The organism is Vibrio sp. nBUS_14, assembly GCF_051201655.1.
GTDB lineage: Bacteria > Pseudomonadota > Gammaproteobacteria > Enterobacterales > Vibrionaceae > Vibrio.
In genome coordinates, this window is sequence record NZ_CP179206.1 from 1,426,569 (window position 1) to 1,447,947 (window position 21,379).

Annotated in this window: 18 protein-coding genes and 1 pseudogene; 11 read left to right on the top strand and 8 right to left on the bottom strand. The window is 44.8% G+C overall.

Annotated features, from left to right (window positions below):
* Positions 1-83 precede the first annotated feature (83 nt).
* The 6 genes from ACMAZD_RS06690 to pspF form a co-directional block, all read right to left on the bottom strand.
* The gene (locus ACMAZD_RS06690; protein ID WP_435249008.1) at positions 84-866 is read right to left on the bottom strand and encodes a peptide ABC transporter ATP-binding protein; all 783 of its coding nucleotides are present in this window, start codon (positions 864-866) and stop codon (positions 84-86) included.
* Positions 863-1,864 (bottom strand): peptide ABC transporter ATP-binding protein, encoded by a 1,002-nt coding sequence (locus ACMAZD_RS06695; RefSeq protein WP_435249009.1) that lies wholly within the window; start codon positions 1,862-1,864, stop codon positions 863-865. Before ACMAZD_RS06695 ends, ACMAZD_RS06690 begins: the two co-directional genes overlap by 4 nt.
* Entirely contained in the window at positions 1,864-2,751 is an 888-nt protein-coding gene (locus ACMAZD_RS06700; protein WP_435249010.1) for an ABC transporter permease subunit, read from the bottom strand. Before ACMAZD_RS06700 ends, ACMAZD_RS06695 begins: the two co-directional genes overlap by 1 nt.
* Positions 2,738-3,700, bottom strand: a complete 963-nt coding sequence (locus tag ACMAZD_RS06705; protein ID WP_372207269.1) for an ABC transporter permease — start codon at positions 3,698-3,700, stop codon at positions 2,738-2,740. The genes ACMAZD_RS06700 and ACMAZD_RS06705 overlap by 14 nt, the downstream gene beginning before the upstream one ends.
* Entirely contained in the window at positions 3,700-5,322 is a 1,623-nt protein-coding gene (gene sapA, locus ACMAZD_RS06710; RefSeq protein WP_435249011.1) for an ABC transporter substrate-binding protein SapA, read from the bottom strand. Before sapA ends, ACMAZD_RS06705 begins: the two co-directional genes overlap by 1 nt.
* A 102-nt stretch (positions 5,323-5,424) precedes the next feature.
* Positions 5,425-6,447, bottom strand: a complete 1,023-nt coding sequence (gene pspF, locus ACMAZD_RS06715; RefSeq protein ID WP_435249012.1) for a phage shock protein operon transcriptional activator — start codon at positions 6,445-6,447, stop codon at positions 5,425-5,427.
* A 299-nt stretch (positions 6,448-6,746) separates the two neighbouring features.
* Between pspF and pspA the strand changes: the two genes are divergently transcribed.
* The 7 genes from pspA (at position 6,747) to ACMAZD_RS06750 (ending at position 14,093) form a co-directional block, all read left to right on the top strand.
* A complete protein-coding gene (pspA, locus tag ACMAZD_RS06720; protein WP_435249013.1) occupies positions 6,747-7,418 on the top strand; it encodes a phage shock protein PspA in 672 nt (223 codons plus the stop codon).
* A gap of 15 nt (positions 7,419-7,433) precedes the next feature.
* The gene (gene pspB, locus ACMAZD_RS06725) at positions 7,434-7,667 is read left to right on the top strand and encodes an envelope stress response membrane protein PspB (protein WP_192890372.1); all 234 of its coding nucleotides are present in this window, start codon (positions 7,434-7,436) and stop codon (positions 7,665-7,667) included.
* Positions 7,660-8,046, top strand: coding sequence for an envelope stress response membrane protein PspC (gene pspC, locus ACMAZD_RS06730; RefSeq protein ID WP_435249014.1), 387 nt, complete (start codon positions 7,660-7,662; stop codon positions 8,044-8,046). The genes pspB and pspC overlap by 8 nt, the downstream gene beginning before the upstream one ends.
* 155 nt (positions 8,047-8,201) lie before the next feature.
* Positions 8,202-9,236 (top strand): efflux RND transporter periplasmic adaptor subunit, encoded by a 1,035-nt coding sequence (locus ACMAZD_RS06735; protein ID WP_435249015.1) that lies wholly within the window; start codon positions 8,202-8,204, stop codon positions 9,234-9,236.
* A gap of 1 nt (position 9,237) precedes the next feature.
* The gene (locus ACMAZD_RS06740; protein ID WP_435249016.1) at positions 9,238-10,323 is read left to right on the top strand and encodes an efflux RND transporter periplasmic adaptor subunit; all 1,086 of its coding nucleotides are present in this window, start codon (positions 9,238-9,240) and stop codon (positions 10,321-10,323) included.
* The gene (locus tag ACMAZD_RS06745) at positions 10,316-13,426 is read left to right on the top strand and encodes an efflux RND transporter permease subunit (RefSeq protein ID WP_435249017.1); all 3,111 of its coding nucleotides are present in this window, start codon (positions 10,316-10,318) and stop codon (positions 13,424-13,426) included. The genes ACMAZD_RS06740 and ACMAZD_RS06745 overlap by 8 nt, the downstream gene beginning before the upstream one ends.
* A gap of 100 nt (positions 13,427-13,526) precedes the next feature.
* Complete coding sequence (locus ACMAZD_RS06750) at positions 13,527-14,093, top strand: DNA-3-methyladenine glycosylase I (protein ID WP_435249018.1); 567 nt, start codon at positions 13,527-13,529, stop codon at positions 14,091-14,093.
* Between the two features lie 205 nt (positions 14,094-14,298).
* Here ACMAZD_RS06750 and ACMAZD_RS06755 read toward each other — a convergent pair whose 3' ends face one another.
* Positions 14,299-15,483, bottom strand: coding sequence for a cystathionine beta-lyase (locus ACMAZD_RS06755; RefSeq protein WP_435249019.1), 1,185 nt, complete (start codon positions 15,481-15,483; stop codon positions 14,299-14,301).
* Between the two features lie 200 nt (positions 15,484-15,683).
* Positions 15,684-17,138 (bottom strand): cardiolipin synthase, encoded by a 1,455-nt coding sequence (gene cls / locus ACMAZD_RS06760; RefSeq protein WP_435249020.1) that lies wholly within the window; start codon positions 17,136-17,138, stop codon positions 15,684-15,686.
* Positions 17,139-17,505: 367 nt separating this feature from the next.
* On the opposite strand from cls, the gene ACMAZD_RS06765 reads away from it, so the two are divergent.
* The 4 genes and pseudogenes from ACMAZD_RS06765 to ACMAZD_RS06780 all read left to right on the top strand — a co-directional run bounded on the left by ACMAZD_RS06765 (position 17,506) and on the right by ACMAZD_RS06780 (position 21,371).
* A complete protein-coding gene (locus ACMAZD_RS06765; RefSeq protein WP_435249021.1) occupies positions 17,506-18,939 on the top strand; it encodes a sodium-dependent transporter in 1,434 nt (477 codons plus the stop codon).
* A 244-nt stretch (positions 18,940-19,183) separates the two neighbouring features.
* Positions 19,184-19,517, top strand: a pseudogene (locus tag ACMAZD_RS06770) (methyl-accepting chemotaxis protein); the annotation flags it as partial.
* 193 nt (positions 19,518-19,710) lie between these two features.
* Positions 19,711-20,409 carry a TIGR01621 family pseudouridine synthase gene (locus ACMAZD_RS06775; RefSeq protein WP_435249022.1) on the top strand — a complete coding sequence of 233 codons (699 nt, stop codon included), beginning with the start codon at positions 19,711-19,713 and terminating at the stop codon, positions 20,407-20,409.
* A gap of 8 nt (positions 20,410-20,417) precedes the next feature.
* Positions 20,418-21,371 (top strand): class I SAM-dependent methyltransferase, encoded by a 954-nt coding sequence (locus ACMAZD_RS06780; protein ID WP_435249023.1) that lies wholly within the window; start codon positions 20,418-20,420, stop codon positions 21,369-21,371.
* The last annotated feature ends 8 nt before the right edge of the window (positions 21,372-21,379 follow it).

Here is a 21,379-nt window from a genome sequence, read left to right on the forward strand (position 1 = left end):
CAACAAGTGTTTCTCCTCCTTGAGAACCACATCGAAACCTCCCATCTCTACGTTTTTATTAGCGATGGGAGCGAGGTGATGAGCTAGTGGTTTGGCGCTTTGAAGAAGTGACTTTCTACCAGTCTTTGAGTGATCTGGTGGGTCGGGTTGGTGAGCACCTCATGCGTTTCACCAGACTCAACGACATTTCCTTCGTGCATGACAATGATCTTATCGGTGATGTGCTTAACGATACCGATATGCTGAGACATGTAAACAAACGATACGCCCATCTCTTCTTGCAGCTCTAAGAACAGGTTGATGATCTGAGAACGCATCGACATGTCTAAACCATTCAATGCTTCGTCTGCAACAATGATTGATGGTTGAAGGATTAAGGCGCGCGCCAAACATACCCTTTGTTTTTGACCAGCAGCTAACATCTGCGGGTAAAAGTAGGCGTGCTCTGGCAACAGTCCAACACGCAGCAAAGTCTCTTTCACGCGCTTCATACGCGCTTCTGGAGGCATTCCTGTATTTCGCTTTAAAGGGCCTTCCAGAATTCGACCTATTTGTATACGCGGGTTAAGTGAGGTGTTGGGATCTTGGAAGATCATACGAATCAGCTTACAGCGCGTCGAATAGTCTTTGTGTTCCAGTCTTTCACCGTTAACTCGAATTTCGCCTGAAGTGGGCTCTACCATACCTGCCAGCATTCGTGCCAATGTAGATTTACCAGAGCCGTTCTGGCCGATAAAACCAATGGTTTGACCGGCTTCCAGACTAAAACTCACAGGTTTCACTGCCTGATGAATCTTTTTATGAAAAAGGCCAGAGCGTGTCGTAAAGTCTTTTGATAACTCACTGACTTCTAATAATGCACTCATGATTTCTTTTTCTTCTCCATATTAAGAGGGAAGTGACAACTAAACTTGTGGTTTTTAAGACGTTTGGTATGAGGGATCGCAACACATTGCCTCTGTGCGTATGGGCAACGCGGACCTAGCCGGCAACCTATCGGTAAATGCTGCAAAGGAGGAATTGACCCCGGCAGCGACTGCAACTTTTCTTTGTGTGGAATCCAATCGTTGAAGTCGGGCATCGCTTTGAGTAGCGCGACGGTATAGGGGTGCTTTGGCACATCCAACAGTTTGTCTGTATCCGCTGATTCGACGGATTGACCGCAATACATCACGGTGATTCGAGTCGCCCACTGAGTGATGGTCGTTAAATCGTGGCCGATGAGGAGAATTGTCGTGTTGTGAAGTTGATTCATCCGGCTCAACAAGCGCAAGATCTGCGATTGTGTTATTGGATCGAGATCGTTAGTCGGCTCATCAGCAATCAGGATCTTTGGCTTGGCAGCAATCGCCATCGCAATCATGACTTTTTGACATTCACCATCAGTCAGCTCATACGAATAGCTTTCCATCAGGCGAGAGTGATCTTTAATGCCGACTTTATGCAGTAGAGCATTGGCCTGTTTCTTACGCCATTTGAATCGTTGCCACCATCGACCCTCGAATGAATATGAAGGAATCGCTTCAATCAACTGGTGACCCACTTTTTCAGAGGGGTCAAGACAGGTAGATGGCTCTTGGAAGATCATTGCGATATCGCGTGCGATCACTCGGCGTCTTTCTTTCGGCGTCAGTTGCAGTAGGTCGATATTACCTAAGCGCATTCGGTCGGCGGACACTTTCCAGTTTTCTTTACGAACACCGACGATCGCTTTTGCAACCAGGCTTTTACCAGAGCCAGATTCACCCACCAGACCACGAATTTCCCCTTCATTCAGGGTAATACTCATTCGGTCAACGGCTTTAACCATCCCTTGCGGGGTTTCAATTTCGATGGTTAGGTGTCGAATATCAAGTAACGGCATTATTCGATTCCTGCATTTAGCGCTTGGCGAACACCTTCACCCACGAGGTTAACAACGATAACGGTAAACATAATAGCTAAGCCGGGTAGGGTTACTGTCCATGGTGCTAGGTAAATCAGTTCGACTGAGTCACCCAAGATAGAGCCCCATTCAGTACTAGGTGCTTGAGCGCCAAGTCCTAGGAAGCCCAAGGCCGTGATATCAAGAATCGCGACTGATAGTGCAAGTGTAATCTCAAGCGCAACAACGGTCAGAATATTAGGAACAATCGAGTTCCATAACAAATAGAAGTCGTTCGCACCATCAAGACGAGAAGCCAGAATATAGTCTTTCTCTACCTCGGCATGCACGGCAATGTACACCGAGCGGATAAAGCGTGGTATCAGAGCCAAACACAGCGCCAGTAAGATATTAAATTCACCAAAGCCGAGAAAAGCTACGAAGATTATCGCGAGGAGCAAAGACGGAATCGACATAACGGTATCAAGCAGGTGATTTAACGTGCTTGATAGCAACCCACGAGTCATGCCCGCGAGAACACCAATCAGACAGCCTATGACCGCTGCAATGAAGGTAATGATAACTGCTGCGCCAAAGGTCAGCTGTGACCCAATAATCAGGCGAGAAAGAATGTCTCGACCCAAGTCATCGGTACCTAGGAAATATTCAACCGTGCCAGCTGGATCCCAAGAGGGCGGTGTTAACAAATGCCCCGTTTGCTCTTGAGAATCGTGAGGCGCCAACCAAGGTGAAGTGATCGTCATTAAAATAATCAGCCCCAAACACCACAACCCAAACATCGCTAGGTTGTTGGCACGAAAGCTTCGCCAGAAACGCTCGAACTGGGTTGGAATTTGTTCTTCCTGGTAGACGTTATTTGTTAGCATACCATTCCTTCCTTACCAGTGGATTGACCATTGCGCCCAACAGGTCTGACAAAATATTCGCAGTCAGAACCAACGTTGCGACCACAATCACACCCGCTTGAATTGAAACATAATCTTGATTAGACAGAGCATCGAGTAACCAGCGACCAATGCCCGGCCAGTTGAAGATAGACTCAGTGATAATAGCCAGCGTTAACATACTCGATAGTTGAACACCGACCTTTGGAATGATCGGTGGAATCGCATTTCTTAGCACGTGCTGGGTGACGATTTCTCGCGTTGAAAGACCTTTAATTCGTGCTGCTCGGATGTAGTTTTGTGTCATCACTTCGGCCACTGATGCACGCATCAATCGAACAACCTGAGTGGTTGGCGCTAATGCTAAAACCAGACAAGGCAATGCCATATGCTCTATGACACTCTGCAGAGCATGCGCGCGATATTTACCTTCGGCAAAGAATGCATCGATCATCGCAAAGCCAGTCACATGTTCAATTTCATAGAGCAGATCGTAACGACCACCTACCGGGAACATTTCGAAGTGCAAAGAGAACACCATGATCATCAATAACGCGACCCAAAAGATAGGTGCCGAGTAACCTGCCATCGAGGTAAACGATATAGTGGTATCGACAAACTTGCCCTGTCTCATACCCGCAATCGTACCAAAAGGAATACCGATAAATAGCGCGAGAATAAAGGCGAAGAAACATAGCTCTAGAGTGGCAGGGAATACCACAACCAGCTCATCAATGATCGGGACACCGTGTTTGCTCAAACCAAAGTTAAGTGTCGACAATTCGGTGATATAGCTAATCCAACCGGGCCAAAAATCTTGAATCGCCCAAGGTGAAGTTTGGTCTAATCGAAGTAGGGAAAAGCCCACTAACGTAAGAATAGCGAGGGTAATGACGAATAAGTTAACGCGTCTCAGTGTGTACCAAAACATCAGCGCACCTCTCTTCTGACTTGATCAAAAGGTTGGGCATTGAACGGACTTTGTTTAAACCCGGTCAGTGAGCGGTCGTGTACGCGAAATTGAACACCGTGAGCCAGAGGTATCACAGGAACTTCTTCATTGAGAATATTTTGGGCTTGTCGATACAAATTCACACGGTGCCTTTGTTGATTGATTTCCAAAGCGAGATCCAGAAGGAAATCAAAGTCTGAGTTACACCACATAGAAACGTTTAATCCAGCACGTTCAGAGCTGCAAGAGAGCAGGGGACGTAAGAAGTTATCTGGGTCACCCGTATTGCCAATCCAGCCAGTCAGAAGCAGATCGGTAGAGGCGATAGAAGACAGTTGTGTGCGGTCGAATCGGTCATCGGTATAGAGCTTCAGTTCTATGCTTATGTCGGCCAAGTTAGCTTGGATTAATTCTGCCGTTTTCCTTGGGCTCGGATTGTAAGCTCTTGGTTCTAAAGGAACCCACATCGATAGCTCTAGCCCAGGTTCTACACCGGCTTCTCTAAGAAGAGCAACGGCGTAGTTGCGGTCATAGCGAACTTGAACACTGTCTTTCTGGTAAGCCCAAGAGGTCGGTGGCAACAGCGTGTAGGCTTTCGTGCCTGTACCGTAATAAACCGAGTCGAGAATATTTTGGCGGTTGATGGCTAAATTCAACGCCTTTCTTACACGAGAGTCACGCAGTGCAGGGTGTTCAGTATTGAGCGCGATGAAAGAGACATTGACCGCTGGCGTGGCGGAAATTTTTAAGTCTTCATGAGCTTGAATTATAGGGATTTGGCTAGAGATTGGTGAATTTAACACGTCACACTCACTGCGCAGAAGCTTGGCAAGCGTTCCCGTACCACGTTGTGAAGTGTCGAATACAACTTGGTCCATTTGTACGTCACCCTTCCAGTAGTGCTTGTTCTTTTTCAAGCGCACTAGGTCATTTATTTGGTATTCATCTAGGTAAAATGGGCCAGTACCGACAGGCTTAGAGTCGAGTTCGTTTTTCTCGTCAGAGGCAACAAGTTTGTAGGCGTACTCTTTGGAGTGAATGACGGCGTAGCTGGTGGCGATATTATTGAGAAATGAGTTGTCAGGGCGACTTAACTGGAATTTTACGGTTAGATCATCGACCGCCGTAATATCAACAATCAGGTTTTGAAAATCGATGCCAGCAAACCATGGATATAAACCGCCACCCACATAATGGAATGGGTTGGAGCTATCAACAATACGTTCGAAACTAAAGACCACATCTTGTGCGTTCAAGCTACGAGTCGGTGTAAACCAATCGGTGGTTTGGAACGAAACGTTTGGTCGCAATGTGAAAGTGTACTCTGTACCTGATCTATCGACAGACCAGCTGGTTGCTAGGTTCTGTTTTGGTCGATATGTCATGGGATCAAGAGTGAGCAGCGTGTCGAAGATTTGAGGGCTCAACGATTCTGAGGTAATGCCACTATCAACCAGCTGTGGATTGAACGTACTAGGGTTACCTTGGCCACAATAAGTGAAGCCTTTTTCACGGATTTGCTCGTGATCGACACTTTCACCACATCCAGCTAAAAATCCCAGCGTGCAGATGCTCAGTGATAGTCTTATTAGTGCTTTCATAAAAAGAAATACTTTGCGAAACGAGGCGTTAGAGGAGCCTCAAGATCCAGGTAATTTAACATTTTATTTATTCGGCTCCAAATAATAATCAAGCGTGGACAGCTATTTATCGTTCGCTTGTCCGACAATCGCGTACTTCCTCACCATTCCACGTAATTGATTGTAGGTTAACCCAAGTAATTCGGCGGCTTGTTTCTGGTTGTATTTACTTTGCTTTAAGGCTTGATTGAGTAGTTTGATATCTTGTTGTTCTTGCCATGCTTTGTAATCGAGAGGTAAAGAAAAAGAGCCCTCAGATGAAGTATGGTCGTTGGCTGGCTCATTGCCAATTTCCTGAGTGGATTCTTGGCCATTTTTCCACGCTGGCTGAAACGGGTTAAATACTAAATATTCAATAGGATATGGATTCTTGCCGTGCTGGTAGATAGCGCGCTCTACAACGTTTTTCAGTTCTCGCACGTTTCCGGGCCAAGAGTAATCGAGCAGCGCCTCCACAGCCGATGGTGCAAAGCCTACAAAAAGATCCAGTTCGAGCTCTCGACACATCTTGATGGCGTAATATTCGGCGAGCAACGTGATGTCCTCTTTTCTTTCGCGAAGAGGAGGAATGGTAATGACATCGAAGGCGAGTCTGTCTAAAAGGTCGGGTCTGAATTCACCTTTGAGTGCCATTGCGGGTAAGTCGGCATTGGTCGCACAGACTAGCCTTACATTGGCACTTAATGCCTTTTGCCCACCTACACGTTCGTACTGGCCGTATTCAATAACGCGCAACAGTTTTTCTTGAACCGAAAGAGGGGTTGTTGCTAATTCATCCAAAAACAGCGTTCCACCTTCTGCTCTTTCAAAGCGCCCTTGATGGCGTCCTTTTGAGCCGGTAAAAGATCCGGACTCGTGACCAAACAACTCAGAGTCAATCAAACCTTCACTGAGTGTTGAGCAGTTCAGCGAGATCAAAGGTTGATCCCAGCGTCTTGAAAGGTAATGTAACCTTTGTGCGATAAGCTCTTTACCTGTGCCACGCTCCCCGATGATCAGAATGGGCCTTTCGATTGGAGCTAATTGAGAAACTTTATCTAAAACAGAGAGAAAGCTTGGAGATTCACCAATAAGATTCTGCTGCATAGCGGGTCCTTGTGAGGTTTGAGCGCCGGTGGATGTTATTAGAGTACTTTGTCTAAATGGCTTAAATTAAGAGAGTAGTGGTGAAAAATACCAATACTTGGCTAAATTCATAATAGCATGGTTCGAGTTAATCACCATTTTGTTGTAAGTGTTTGATAATAAATGGGTTAAAAGTTGGCACGCTACTTGGATTACTTTTGGTAGGTTTAACAACAAACGTAAATTTTTGAGCAAGTGGATTGAGAAGTCGAACATCGATTTAAAGCGCATCTATCATCATTGTAATTAAGGAGTTCCTCATGGGTATTTTTTCTCGCTTTGCAGACATCGTAAATTCAAACATCAGCGCACTATTAGATAAGGCTGAAGATCCTGAAAAAATGATTCGCCTGATCATACAAGAAATGGAAGATACATTGGTAGAGGTTCGCACTAACTCAGCAAAAGCAATCGCAGATAAGAAAGAGCTAGCGCGTAAAGTTGAAGCTATCGAAACTCAGATTCTAGATTGGCAAAATAAAGCAACACTTGCTCTAACTAAGCAACGTGAAGATTTGGCAAGAGCGGCTTTAATCGAAAAGCAAAAGTTAGAAGATATCATCAAGAGCCTTCATACCGAGCAAACTTTGGTTCATGAAACCATCGAAAAGCTGACCAGTGAGATTGGTAAGCTTGAAACCAAAATTGCAGAAACACGCGCAAAGCAGCAAGCATTAATGATTCGTAATAATGCGGCAAGCAATCGTCGTGATGTTCAAAAGCATCTGCATTCAAGCAAAACCCACGAAGCAATGGCGAAGTTTGAGCAATTCTCGCGTAAAGTGGATGAATTAGAAGCTGAAGCGGACGTTTACGCCAACACGGGTAACGCAAAATCGTTAGATCAAGAGTTTGCAGATCTGCAAGCTCAAGATGAAATTGAAAAAGAGCTGGCGAAACTGAAGCAACAAGTTGAAAACCGAGATAAATAATTTTAGGAGTTGTCTATGTCAACATTTCTAATTGCAGGTCCACTGATTGTCTTTTTAATCTTTGTGGCACCGCTATGGTTATTCTTACATTACCGTAGCAAGAAGAAATCCAGCAATGGTCTTTCAGAAACGGATCTTGATCGCTTGCATAAGCTTTCTGAGCAAGCTGAAACTATGCAAGATCGTGTGAAAACACTGGAAAAAATACTGGATGCGGAGTCGCCAAGCTGGAGACGGAACTATGAGTAGAGAACTGTATCGCGACCCAATTAACGGTAAGTTATCTGGAGTGTGCGCTGGGTTAGCGAACTATTTTGGCCTAGAAGTTTGGTTGGTTCGCATCTTGGTTATCTCTGCGGCGCTGCTTGGTGGTAGCTTTCTCGTCCTATTAGCGTATTTAGCTTTAACGTTTATGCTTGAAAAACAACCACCTAAGTATGTCGATGAAATGAAAGCCAAGCAAGAGCACACGCTCAAGAAAAAGCCTTGGGAAAAAGGGCAAACGGCTGAGTCGCTATTGAACACTTTAGAGGGTGATTTCCAGACGTTAGAGACCAGTGTACGCAACATGGAAGCTTATGTTACTTCCGACACCTTTAAAGTCGATCGTGCATTTAAGAGCATGTAGTTTGTTACCCTAAAAATAATAGAGAACGGTTTAGGAAAATTTATCCCAAGCCGTTATTTTTTTAATAATTTTGTCTAAATAAATATTGTCATAACTGGTAACTTACATGTGATTAATCTATGTTAATAAAATACTTATAGATATGGATGATCGACATGTACAAAGCCTCCCTAGTCCTGTTGGTAACCCTATCAGGGTTATCTGGGTGTGGTAAGGAGCAGCCTCCTGTTCCAGATCCCGAATCAAGACCTGCTAAACTTTTCACTGTCTCCGTTGGTAATAATGCCTTTGAACGAAATTTCCCCGCCACCACCGAAGCGGGCGATAAAGCTGTCTTGGCCTTTCGTGTTCCAGGTTTATTGCAAACGCTCGATGTTACTGCTGGCCAACAGGTATCAAAAGGCGAAAAACTCGCGATGCTCAACCCTGATGAGTATCAGCTACTAGAGAAACAAGCCAGAGCTAACTTTAAACTTGCCGATGTGCAGTATCAGCGTGCGATTAAACTGCGTAAAGATAGAGTGGTCTCAGAGCAAGATTTTGATCAAGCGAAAGCCAACCACAACTCTGCTCGAGCTGTACTTAATCAAGCTAAAGCCAACTTACTCTACACCACATTAATTGCGCCTTATGAAGGCACTATTTCTATTATTCCTGCTGAAAACCACGAGTATATTGCGGCAAAGCAAGGGGTGATGAATATTCAAACCAATCAAATCCTCAAAGTCGTCTTCCTATTACCTGACCAATTAATTACTCGCTTTTCTTCAGGTTTTGAAACAGACGCGACCATGGTATTCGATGCTTTTCCAGAACATTTTTACGAACTGACTTTTCAAGAGGTCGATACCGAAGCGGATCCAAAAACAGGTTCTTACAAAGTCACCATGATAATGGAGAGACCGACTGATATCGGGATCTTGCCGGGCATGTCTGGCACGGTGAAGCTGGTGTCTGCAATAGCGGCGGCAACCAAAATTCCTACCTCTGCGATGATGACTGACGGAGATGATGTCTCTGTATGGCGCGTGAATAACGACGGTATTGTTGAACAAGTTGCAATCGTGATCGACGAAAAACGTCATATTGTTTCAGGTTTAAATGATGGTGACCGTGTGGTGACTTCTGGTGTTAACGGACTTGAATCTGGCGTTAAGGTTCGCGAGTGGATCAAAGAAAGGGGGCTTTAACATGAAGACAATTCAAATGGCTCTCGGCCTATCCTGTCTAGCTTTGCTGACTGCTTGTAAAGACAAAAGTATCACTGAATCCGACAAGCTGCCTCTCATCAAAGCGATTGAAATTTCGGTTCTCGATTTTAATGACAAACTCTATTTCCCTGCCGTCGCCAATGCTGCTGAAAAAGCTCATCTTAGCTTTCGAGTGGCAGGCGAGATATTTAAGCTAGATGTTAAAGAAGGCGAACGCGTAAAAGAGGGCGACATTCTTGCTGAGCTTGACCCGACTGATTACCAACTAGATGTCGACAACGCTCAAGCGAGATATACCGTAATTGATAGCCAATACAGACGTTCGAGCCCACTGGTTAAAAAAGGCTTATTGGCTAAGTCTCAGTTTGATGAAATCGCAGCTCAACGCCAAATTGCTTACGCCGAACTTGAATTGGCAAAACTGCGTTTATCGTTCACTAAACTTCGTGCGCCTGTGGATGGGATTATTTCTCGTGTCAGTGTTGATCAATATGAAAATATTCAAGTTGGCCAACAAATCGTGAATATTCATAGCGTTGAAGATGTCGAAGTTATTATACAACTGCCGGATCAAATCTACGTAAATCAACCTAGTGAGACGATCCTTTCTAACGTTGAAGTTTTAGTGAGAGTGCCAAGCGGCAATGAGTATTCTGCGGGAATCAAAGAGTTTACGACTGAGCCCGATCCAAGCACGGGAACTTTCACCGTAACGTTAGCACTGCCGATGCCGAAAGATGACCTGATTCTTGATGGCATGGCGGTTGAAGTGACTTCGCACGGTAGGGATATCGACCTTGAGTTAAAAGCTGGCGTGCTTATCCCAATTGAGGCTGTGTTCAATGCTGATGGGGATGACCTGTCTCGTACAAATTCTTACGTATGGGTTCTTAATGATGATGATACTGTCTCTAAGCAGCAAGTCGTGTTAGGCAAAGCAAATCAGAAAACATTGCAGATTATCAAAGGATTAGAAATAGGGCAGCATGTCGTTGTTGCAGGCGTATCGCGATTGCGTGATGGGATGACAGTGGAAGTATTGTCTCAGGAGACGAACAATGAGTGAAGTGAATAACAAGCCTCAAAATGACGCTCCACAAGGTGACGACCAGATCACAGGTGTCGCGTCTTACTTTATACGTAACAAAGTTATTAGTTGGATGCTCTCGCTGATCTTTCTGATTGGCGGTGTTTCTGCGTTCTTTGGCTTAGGTCGTTTAGAGGACCCAGCTTTCACCATTAAAGATGCAATGGTTGTTACCTCTTATCCTGGGGCTACGCCGCAACAAGTGGAAGAGGAAGTGACCTACCCACTAGAGAAGGCGATACAACAGCTGACTTATGTGGATGAAGTTAACTCCATTTCAAGTCGTGGCCTGTCACAGGTTACGGTCACCATGAAAAACAACTACGGCCCAGATGATCTTCCGCAGATTTGGGATGAACTGCGTCGTAAGGTCAACGATCTCAAGGTGGAATTACCGCCTGGGGTGAATGATCCTCAGGTCATTGATGACTTCGGTGACGTTTACGGTATTTTGCTTGCCGTGACGGGGGATGGTTACAGTTATAAAGAGTTACTCGATTACATTGATTACCTAAGGCGAGAGCTTGAACTGGTTGATGGGGTCAGTAAAGTCTCTGTTTCCGGTCAACAGCAAGAGCAGGTTTTCATTGAGATATCGATGAAACGGATAAGCTCACTTGGGATATCTCCAAGCACCGTCTTCAACCTATTATCCACCCAAAATATTGTCTCCAGTGCTGGCGCAGTTCGGATAGGCGATGAATATATACGTATCCATCCAACGGGCGAGTTTCAAAACGTTGAACAACTTGGCGATTTGATTCTGACTGAAGGTGGTGCTCAAGGGCTTATCTACTTAAAAGATGTAGCCGACGTGACACGCGGTTATGTTGAAGTACCCACCAATATCATCGGCTACAACGGAAAACTGGCCCTCAACCTCGGGGTGTCCTTTGCCCAAGGCGTGAACGTGGTGGCGGTAGGTGAAGCTTTTGACCGACGTTTGGCAGAGCTTAAGTATCAACAGCCCGTTGGAATAGACATTTCAGAGGTCTATAACCAACCTAAGGAAGTAGATAAATCCGTCAGCGGCTTTGTGGTTAGTTTAGGGCAGGCGGTTGCGATCGTAATAGTAGTGCTGCTGTTCTTCATGGGGTTGCGTTCCGGTCTGTTGATTGGCTTGATACTGTTACTGACCGTGTTTGGTACCTTCATTTTCATGCAGTACTTCAAAATCGACCTACAGCGTATCTCACTGGGTGCATTGGTTATTGCCTTGGGGATGCTGGTGGATAATGCCATTGTGGTGGTGGAAGGGGTATTGATCGGCACGCAAAAGGGACGATCCCGGATGCAGGCCGCCACTGATATCGTCACTCAAACAAAATGGCCGCTGCTTGGTGCGACCGTTATTGCGGTTACGGCTTTTGCTCCAATCGGTCTATCTGAAGACTCGACGGGCGAATACTGTGGCACCTTGTTTACGGTTCTACTTATCTCATTAATGTTGAGTTGGTTTACTGCAATCTCGATTACCCCGTTTTTTGCGGATATTTTCTTCAAAGGTCAGAAGGTTGATCCTGATAGCGAAGGCAAAGACCCATACAACGGGATGGTCTTCGTTATCTACAAAAACTTCCTAGAATTTTGTATGAAACGAGCTTGGTTAACCATGTTTGTTTTGGTTATCGGCTTGGGTGCGAGCGTTTATGGCTTTGGTTTTGTTAAACAAGCTTTCTTCCCATCTTCTACAACACCGATGTTCCAAGTCGATGTATGGATGCCGGAAGGTACTGATATCCGAGCGACCAACACGAAACTTAAAGTGTTGGAAAACTGGTTATCGGAGCAAGAGGAATCCGAGCACATTACAACCACTGCGGGTAAAGGTTTACAGCGTTTTATGTTGACCTATTCACCGGAGAAAAGTTATAGCGCGTACGGCGAAATTACGGTTCGAGTGAAAAGCTATGAAGTACTTGAAGCGCTTATGCTTCGTTTCCGCGAACATGTTGATACACAATTCCCTGAGATCGATTACAAGCTTAAACAGATTGAATTAGGTCCGGGCGGCGGCGCGAAAATTGAAGCTCGTATTGTCGGTTCCGATCCAACAGTTCTTCGTTCTATTGCCTCTCAGGTGATGGATGTGATGCGTGCGGATTCAGGCGCTTATAACGTTCGTCATGACTGGCGTGAAAGAACTAAGGTGTTAGAGCCTCAGTTCAACGAAAGCCAAGCTCGTCGTTACGGTATCACTAAGTCTGACGTTGATGATTTCCTAGCGATGTCATTCTCAGGTAAGTCGATTGGTGTATACCGCGATGGTACGACGTTGATGCCTATCGTGGCGCGTTTGCCTGAAGATGAGCGTATCGATATTCGTAACATCGAAGGAATGAAAATTTGGAGCCCTGCATTAAGTGAGTACATTCCGCTACAGCAAGTGACGTTAGGTTACGAGCTAGAGTGGGAAGATCCGTTGATCATTCGTAAGAACCGTAAGCGTATGCTAACGGTTATGGCTGATCCGGACTTATTGGGCGAAGAAACAGCATCAACGCTTCAAAAGCGTTTGCAGCCACAAATCGAAGCGATCGAAATGCCACCGGGTTATTCACTCGAGTGGGGTGGTGAATATGAATCGTCGGCAGATGCACAAGCGTCATTGTTTACGACGATGCCTTTGGGTTACTTGTTTATGTTCTTGATCACTGTGTTCTTATTTAACTCAGTGAAAGAGCCGCTGATTGTTTGGCTAACGGTACCACTCGCCTTGATAGGGGTGACGACGGGCCTACTGGCCTTGAACACGCCTTTTGGCTTCATGGCGCTGTTAGGCTTCTTGAGTCTATCGGGAATGCTACTCAAGAACGGTATTGTATTGCTCGATCAGATTGGGATTGAGATGAAATCAGGTAAAGATCCATATGTAGCGGTAGTGGATGCGGCATTGAGTCGTGTACGTCCGGTATGTATGGCGGCGATCACGACCATTCTTGGTATGATCCCACTACTGCCTGATATTTTCTTCAAACCAATGGCGGTAACCATTATGTTTGGTTTGGGCTTTGCTACAGTATTGACACTAATTGTTGTTCCTGTGCTTTACCGTTTATTTCATAAAATTGAAGTAAGGTAATATCAGTTACCCTAAGAATGAATGCCCCTTAATGGGGCATTATTTTTTGCTAAGTTGCTAATAATTAAAGGTCTAAAGACCCTAAATAAAGAGGCTTAAAATGGAAATAAATGCATCGGATCGAACGTGTGCATGGGCACTCAAGCACGAGCTTGAAAGGGAATATCACGACAAGGAATGGGGTGTACCAGTGTACGATGATCAAGTCTTGTTTGAGTTCGTTACCTTAGAGGGCGCACAAGCTGGTCTTAGCTGGATTACGATACTTAAGAAGCGAGAAGGGTATCGTGCTGCTTTCGATAATTATGATCTTAATAAGCTCTCGTTGATGAACGAAGACGATGTGCCAAATGTCATTGAGAATTTTGATGTGGTTAGGCATAGGGGAAAGATAGCGTCTGTCTATAACAATGCACGTGCAACACTTGAACTTCAAAAGGAGTTCGGTTCTCTGTCTAACGCGTTATGGCAGTTTGTTGATAACAAGGTAGTCGAGAATCAATGGACAGAGATGTCTCAAGTTCCCGCTTCTACAGAGCAATCAAAAGCGATGAGTAAGTTTTTGAAGAAAAGAGGCTTTAAGTTTGTAGGGGAAACAATCTGTTATGCGTTTATGCAAGCAACCGGCATGGTGAACGATCACATCGTCGGTTGTTCTTATAAATAAAGGTGCTTCTATCCTTAGTTGAACATGCTGATTGGTTATTGAGCAATGAATGATAATTGATAATTGATAATTGATAGATGCTGGATTAATGTGATAAACAAAAATTAGAAAAGGGCTGTCTAGGCTAAGTCCTAAGTCCTAAGTCCTAAGTCCAAAAGGCAGGAATACCCTGCCTTTTGGTACTGAATCTGCTTAACTTTTTAAATTAAACAAGCGCGTTATAACGCTCTAAGCCAGCCTCTAGGTCTGCAATTAAGTCATCGACGTCTTCCAAGCCGATATGAACGCGTATCAGAGTTCCTTCGAAGTTTGGATTTGCTACTGTTCTTAGGCTGTTAAAGCTGCTTGGTTCATTAGCTAGAATCAAACTCTCAAACCCTCCCCATGAATAACCCATACTGAAGTGTGTCATACCATCAAGTAGAGCGGTCGTCGCTTGTGGGTTTGAGTTTTTCAGAACGAACGAGAACAGGCCATTACCGCCAGTAAAGTCTCGCTTAAAGAATTCATGACCAGGACAAGATTCAAGGGCAGGGTGACGAACATGATCAACTTCAGGACGAGTCTCTAACCATTTCGCGACATTTAAGCTGCTTTCAGCGTGTTGGCGAAGTCGAACGTCAAGCGTTCGAATACCGCGAAGACCAAGATAAGCATCATCTGGAGATACGCACTGTCCCATCAAGTAACTCTGTTCACGTAGTTGATCCCAGCACTTTTCGTTGGCAACAGCGGTACCTAGCATTACGTCTGAATGACCCACGATGTATTTAGTAGCTGCTTGAATCGAGATATCAACACCGAAATCAAACGGTGAGAAGTTCACACCTGCCGCCCAAGTATTATCAAGCATAACGATGATGCCATGTTCGTGAGCAATACGAGCTAGGGTTGGAACATCTTGAACTTCCATGGTTACTGAACCCGGAGACTCGGTAAATAATACCTTGGTATTTGGCTTGATAAGGCCTTGGATGCCTTCGCCAATCGTTGGTTCGTAGTAAGTTGTTTCTACGCCCATCTTTTTCATGATGGTGTCACAGAAATCACGCGTCGGCTCGTAACAGGTATCGACCATTAAGATGTGATCACCGGTTTCAACAAACGATAAGATTGCGTTTGAGATTGCTGCAGTACCACAAGGGTATAGAGCACAGCCTGCACCGCCTTCAACTTCAACCATTGCATCTTGAAATGCGAAATGAGTCGTAGTGCCACGGCGTCCGTAGAAAAGTGTCTTGTTAGCGCGATTAACGGTCGCTTTGCGTTTCTCTTCTACCGTGTTGAAAACAACAGTTGAAGCGCGTTGCACGGGTGGGTTAACGACGCCATTGGTCCACTTCTTATCACGACCTGCAGTGATGAGTTTGGTGGTTTTACTTTCGGACATGCTGTGAATTCCTTATCGAACGGTTATGCCCTATTTAAAACATGCGAAGAGGCATCAAAGCAAGAGGAGAGGCTGAGTTTTTACGGTTTTCTTTCGCTTTTTAACTTTTCAGTGAGTTTTTCAATGAAAGGCTAAAAAGCGATAGATATAAAAGTGGTGATAGATTTTAACGTCTAGATGCATCGAAGGCTTTGTTGACGTTAGAGCAGCGGGTTAAATAAGTAGAACAGCCTTTCAAAGAAACGGTTTCTCAAATTCCTTTTTTCCCATTGTTCTAATTCAATAGGATGAGAGGAATCAATATAGGACTGTTGTAATTCAGATAGCTGCTGAGTGAAGTGCACATCATCAACGGCAAGCGTCACTTCAAAGTTCAACCACAAGCTGCGCATGTCGATATTGACCGTTCCAATCAAGCAAAACTCTTCATCGATCACTACCGATTTGGTATGAAGAAGACCACCGTAAAATTCATAGATCTTCACGCCAGCTTCAAGCAACTCGGTATAAAACGCACGAGAAGCCCATTTGACCATTAATGAATCGTTGTTGTGTGGAATGACCAGTGCTACGTTCACACCACGCTGCGCGGTCATTTTAAGTGTCTCTAGTAAGTCGGCACTGGGTACGAAGTAGGGCGTAGTGATACGAACAGAGTGATTCGCCTGATTAATCGCAATGGTTAAAACTTGCAGAATCAAATATTCCGGCATACCCGGACCAGATGGAACCACTTGCACTGGGTGGTGAGTCTTTATTTCTTCGACAGCGCACTCCGGTAGGTCCGGAAGAATTCGTACACCCGTTTCAACTTCCCAATCCCAACCATGAATTGCAGACAATACGTTAACCGTAGGTCCAGTAACGCGCACCATGACGTCAATCCACTGTCCGACACCTGAGTTTTGTTTGAAGTGAGCAGGGTCCACCATGTTCATTGAACCTGTATAAGCGATGGTTTCATCAATCACGATGATTTTACGATGTTGTCTTAAATCTAAGCGACGTAAAAAAATACGCCAAGGGCTAACTTCTAGAGCTTGTACGACGTGAACGCCAGCGTCTTTCATCATTGAATGCCAATGGCTTTTGAAGAAGCGAGGGCTACCTGCAGAATCGAGTAAAACCTTTACATCAACGCCGCGCTTCGCGGCTCGTATTAAAGCTGATGCGACTGAATCCGTTAGACCGCCAGGGTGCCAAATATAGAAAACCATTTTGATACTGGTTTGGGCATTTTCTATATCTTCGATAATTGCGTGTAGGATCTCATTGGGTGAGGATTGCAGAGAAAGTGTGTTTCCACTGAGCGCAGGGATGCCCATTCGTTTGTTACAAAGCTCGTCGATCTTGTGGATAGGGGAGCCGACTTTTCCAGGACGGTGGAGCTGACAATCATTTAATTGTCGGAACCAATCACCAAAGGGAGTAAACATGCGGTGCGCGCGCTCAGCCCGCTTTTTACCAAGGTTTAGCTCACCGAAAAGGAAGTAACAAGCCACTCCGACAATCGGGATAATGTAGATAACCATCAGCCACGCGAGAGAGACACTCACAGAGCGTCGTTTTAGTACGACACGGAAGGTCACACCGGCTACAAGGATCCAGTACAAAGCAACGGAAGCCAAAGTTAAAAAATGGTAGAGCTTTTCCACATTGATTACTCGAAAAAAGAGACACTTAGATAGTAATGCTATTTTGCGGATATGGGAATTTAAGGAATCAACTATTTACAAATTAGAGCTAAAGCTGTAAACAGGTTATAGTTGTTAAGTTTTGGTTAACTTAAGACGAAAACGATTGTTTTGTACAAAAATTCGGCATTTAACCATGGAAACTCATATTGGTAACGAAATATATACGGTTCGCACTTCCAATTATATTCTTAAACTGGTTTACTTGCTATATAACGAGCGTCAATCAAATCTTTTAGGTGTGTAAATTTTTTTATACACCTTATCTTTTAAAGACGCCACCCAAAGCAAAACACAACATCACATAACATAAAATTTTGGAGTACACGTGGCTACTAGTAATACAACCACAACACCCCGCGATACCTGGGGTTCGAAATTAGGATTCGTAATGGCTGCAGCAGGTTCTGCTGTTGGCTTAGGTAACATCTGGAAATTCCCATACACAGCAGGCGAAAGTGGCGGCGGTGCATTCGTTGCAATTTACCTGTTTTTTGTAATCTTCATTGGTTTCAGTGTCATGCTGACTGAATTTGCGATTGGCCGTCATACGCAAAAATCAGCAGTAGGCGCATTTAAATCGACTGACCGTCGTTGGACGTTCGCTGGTGTTATCGGCGTAGTCAGTGGTCTACTGATCATGGGTTTCTACCCTGTAGTAGGTGGCTGGTCTATCGCATACATAGGTAAAATCGCTGGTGGTCTACTAGACGCACCCGAAGCAATTGGCGATAGCTTCGGTGGTTTTATCTCAAACCCAGTTCAACCACTTATGTGGATGGGCCTATACCTACTACTTAACGTTGTCATCGTTATGAAGGGTATTTCTGGCGGTATTGAGAAAGCGGGTAAGATTCTGATGCCACTTCTTTTCATCATCCTTATCGTGGTATCAATCAAAGGCCTAATGCTTCCGGGCGCGATGGCTGGTCTTGAATTCCTATTTAGCCCTGACTTCTCTAAAGTAGACAGCGGTGTAATCCTAGCTGCACTAGGTCAAGCCTTCTTCTCACTAAGTCTTGGTATGGGTTGTATGTTGACATACGGTTCTTACCTTAAGAAGAAAGAGAACCTAGTTCAAACGACAGCAATGGTTACGGCGATGGATACAGGCGTTGCTATCCTAGCTGGTGTTGCAATGTTCCCTGCAATGTTCGCATTCGGTATGGAACCTGCAGCTGGTCCTGGTCTAGTATTCGTTGTTGTTCCTCAGCTATTTGCTGAAATGGGCGGCGTAGTTGGTCTTCTATTTGCTCTTATGTTCTTCGTTGGCCTAAGCGTTGCGGCACTAACTTCTTCAGTTTCTCTACTTGAAGTTGTGGTTTCTTACCTAATCGATGAGAAAGGCATGAAGCGTGTGAACGCAGTACTGTCTGCAAGTGTAGTAATGGCGATTCTATGTATCTTTGCTTCTCTATCACTTGGTGGCTTCGGTCCAACACTGTTCGGTACTGGTGCGTTCGATATCTTCGACCTACTAACTGATAAGATCTTCCTAGCAGTTGGTGGTATGTTGGTATGTATCTTCGCTGGTTGGAGACTAAACCGTGCTGACCTAGAGAAAGAAATCACTAACGACGGTGAAGTATCTTTCCCTCTATTCGGTGTATGGTATACACTCGTTAAGTACATCATCCCAGTAGCTATCGCTATCGTAGCGTTCATGGGTATCTCTTCTGGCTTCGACAGCGGTAAAGGTGCAATCATGCTACTAGGTATTGGTATCATTGCTGGCTCTGCGCTTATCTCTAAGAAACTATAGCTTTAAGAAGCTGTAATTCTAAGAAGTTCTAATATCTGAGAAGTTATAATCGCGAGTTAAAGTAAGTTAAGAAACGGGAGCCAATGGCCCCCGTTTTTTTATGTCTGAGACTTAATAATTGACGAAAAATAAAAGCATTACATTCACTTATTTTATCCGTGTGCTAGCCGATCTACTTATTGGTTAGGCCGATTGGGGCTGTATTTTATTTAGGTAGGCATTATGGTGTTATCTGCCATTGTGTTTGGCTGAAAGAACTACTAAAGCAACGCAAGAAGTGTCTGGCATCATCCAATCTATTCAGTCTAGTACTCAAGAAGCCGTGGCTTACACTCAAGACAACGGTCGTTTAGTTGAAATTGGTGTAGAGCAAAGTACAAGGCGGTATCGACTCTATCGCGACGGCAGCAGAAGAACAGACAGCGGTGACCAAAGAGATTGCTGCGGATATTACGGCGATCAGTGATATCTCAGAGCAATCCTTGCAAATGGCGACTCGCAGCTCAGAAAATACGCTGGGCTTGAATGCAAAGGTTACTGAGCTAGAAGCTTTGGTTGGTAAGTTCAAACTTGTTTAGTGTTTAGTGCTTAGTGCTTAGTGCTTAGTGCTTAGTTCGTATTCTATATTGGCTAAATAGCCATTACCGAAAGCAGACAATTAAAAAGCAGCCCAATGATTCAACGTTTATTGAGTTGGTTGGGCTTTTTCGTAGCTGGAATCTGGGTTCAGACACGGTATACTCCACGCTCTATAATGGAGCTAGCCTTTACATGTTCGACATTCTTCTGAACCATTCAGATTTTTTACTCATTAATAAGCACCCTAGAGTCAGCGTCCACAAAGACGATGGTGACACCATGCTGCTGCAAGAAGTCGCTAATGCGCTTAATGAGCCGAAGTTATATCTCGTTCACCGCCTCGATAAAATGACCTCTGGTATTCTGCTGTTAGCAAAGAATGCTCCGGCAGCGAGTGAGCTTTCACAGCTGTTCGCAAAGCGTGAAGTCGAGAAGTACTACCTTGCGATTGGTTCGAAGAAGCCAAAGAAAAGGCAGGGGCTGATCTCAGGTGATATGGAGCGTTCACGACGTTCAAGCTGGAAACTACTGACAAGCAAAGAAAATCCAGCGATTACTCAGTTTTTATCTGCAACCGCTGAACCCGGCGAGCGTCTGCTGTTATGTAAACCTTATACGGGACGTACGCATCAGATCCGTGTTGCGATGAAGTCGATCGGCTCGGCCATTATTGGTGACCCTATTTATAATTCATCGAGTGAGGCTGATAGAGGTTATCTGCATGCCTTCGCGATTCGATTTACCTATCAATCACAAGCCTACGAATATGTCTGCGACCCAAGGAATCTCGATTCCTTGGGTGAGAAGTGGCATCAAGAGACGGTGTCTGCTGGTTTAGACAGTTGGCTTGAACCTTGGTCATTAAATTGGCCGAAGCTAAATACTAAGTGAGTGAAATAATGGAAGCATCAGCTTTACCTCTGTTTTTTAGTCATATTGAACAGCAACTTAATGAAGTACCGAATGAACTACGTCGCATTTTTCACGGTCGTGGTAAGTTTTGGCCAGGTCTAGATCAACTGACATGTGATTGGGTTGATGGGCAGCTACTGGTTAACGTATTCAAAGAAGTAGACGATGAGTTCTTGTCATCTCTTAAAGCTGGATTGGTTGACTTGACCAATAAAGACATCTGGCAAGCAAAGCAGGGTACAAGCATTGTTTTGCAACACCGTTATACCGATGGTGCGCCCTCAGAAGTGCTGTGGGGCGAGTTAAACGACTCTCCAGTCGTGGTTGAGCACGGTCTTAAATATCAGCTCGACATTGGCCGTAATCAGAACTTCGGTTTGTTCCTAGACATGCGTAACGGTCGTCAGTGGGTACAAGATAATGCCAAGGGTAAGAATGTTCTTAACTTGTTCGCATACACTTGTGGCTTCTCCGTCGCAGCTATCGCTGGCGGCGCTCGCCAATGCATGAACGTGGATATGTCGCGTGGCTCGCTAAACAAAGGCCGCGATAATCACCGTTTGAATGACCACGACATGCGCTCGGTTAACTTCCTTGGTTACGATATTTTTAAGTCATGGGGAAAAATCAAGAAAGGCGGCCCTTACGAGCTCGTGATCATCGATCCGCCTTCGTTCCAAAAAGGCAGCTTTGCACTCACTAAAGATTACAAAAAGATCCTACGCCGTTTGCCTGAGCTTCTAACAGAAGGCGGAGAAGTGGTTGCTTGTGTCAACTCACCAGCGGTATCACCAAACTTCCTAATTGAGACGATGGCAGAAGAAGCCCCTAGCGTTGAGTTCATTGAACGTTTAGACAACCCACCTGAGTTTGTCGATGTCGACGTTGATTCAAGTCTAAAGGTGCTGAGGTTTAAGATCAAAGCTTCTGCAGAAGCCTGATTTCAAAA

What these genes read in the sequence shown, in the direction of transcription:
- ACMAZD_RS06690 (WP_435249008.1), bottom strand. Translation starts at nt 866, where the DNA reads ATGAGTGCATTATTAGAAGTCAGTGAGTTATCAAAAGACTTTACGACA.
- ACMAZD_RS06695 (WP_435249009.1), bottom strand. Translation starts at nt 1,864, where the DNA reads ATGCCGTTACTTGATATTCGACACCTAACCATCGAAATTGAAACCCCG.
- ACMAZD_RS06700 (WP_435249010.1), bottom strand. Translation starts at nt 2,751, where the DNA reads ATGCTAACAAATAACGTCTACCAGGAAGAACAAATTCCAACCCAGTTC.
- ACMAZD_RS06705 (WP_372207269.1), bottom strand. Translation starts at nt 3,700, where the DNA reads ATGTTTTGGTACACACTGAGACGCGTTAACTTATTCGTCATTACCCTC.
- sapA (WP_435249011.1), bottom strand. Translation starts at nt 5,322, where the DNA reads ATGAAAGCACTAATAAGACTATCACTGAGCATCTGCACGCTGGGATTT.
- pspF (WP_435249012.1), bottom strand. Translation starts at nt 6,447, where the DNA reads ATGCAGCAGAATCTTATTGGTGAATCTCCAAGCTTTCTCTCTGTTTTA.
- pspA (WP_435249013.1), top strand. Translation starts at nt 6,747, where the DNA reads ATGGGTATTTTTTCTCGCTTTGCAGACATCGTAAATTCAAACATCAGC.
- pspB (WP_192890372.1), top strand. Translation starts at nt 7,434, where the DNA reads ATGTCAACATTTCTAATTGCAGGTCCACTGATTGTCTTTTTAATCTTT.
- pspC (WP_435249014.1), top strand. Translation starts at nt 7,660, where the DNA reads ATGAGTAGAGAACTGTATCGCGACCCAATTAACGGTAAGTTATCTGGA.
- ACMAZD_RS06735 (WP_435249015.1), top strand. Translation starts at nt 8,202, where the DNA reads ATGTACAAAGCCTCCCTAGTCCTGTTGGTAACCCTATCAGGGTTATCT.
- ACMAZD_RS06740 (WP_435249016.1), top strand. Translation starts at nt 9,238, where the DNA reads ATGAAGACAATTCAAATGGCTCTCGGCCTATCCTGTCTAGCTTTGCTG.
- ACMAZD_RS06745 (WP_435249017.1), top strand. Translation starts at nt 10,316, where the DNA reads ATGAGTGAAGTGAATAACAAGCCTCAAAATGACGCTCCACAAGGTGAC.
- ACMAZD_RS06750 (WP_435249018.1), top strand. Translation starts at nt 13,527, where the DNA reads ATGGAAATAAATGCATCGGATCGAACGTGTGCATGGGCACTCAAGCAC.
- ACMAZD_RS06755 (WP_435249019.1), bottom strand. Translation starts at nt 15,483, where the DNA reads ATGTCCGAAAGTAAAACCACCAAACTCATCACTGCAGGTCGTGATAAG.
- ACMAZD_RS06775 (WP_435249022.1), top strand. Translation starts at nt 19,711, where the DNA reads ATGTTCGACATTCTTCTGAACCATTCAGATTTTTTACTCATTAATAAG.
- ACMAZD_RS06780 (WP_435249023.1), top strand. Translation starts at nt 20,418, where the DNA reads ATGGAAGCATCAGCTTTACCTCTGTTTTTTAGTCATATTGAACAGCAA.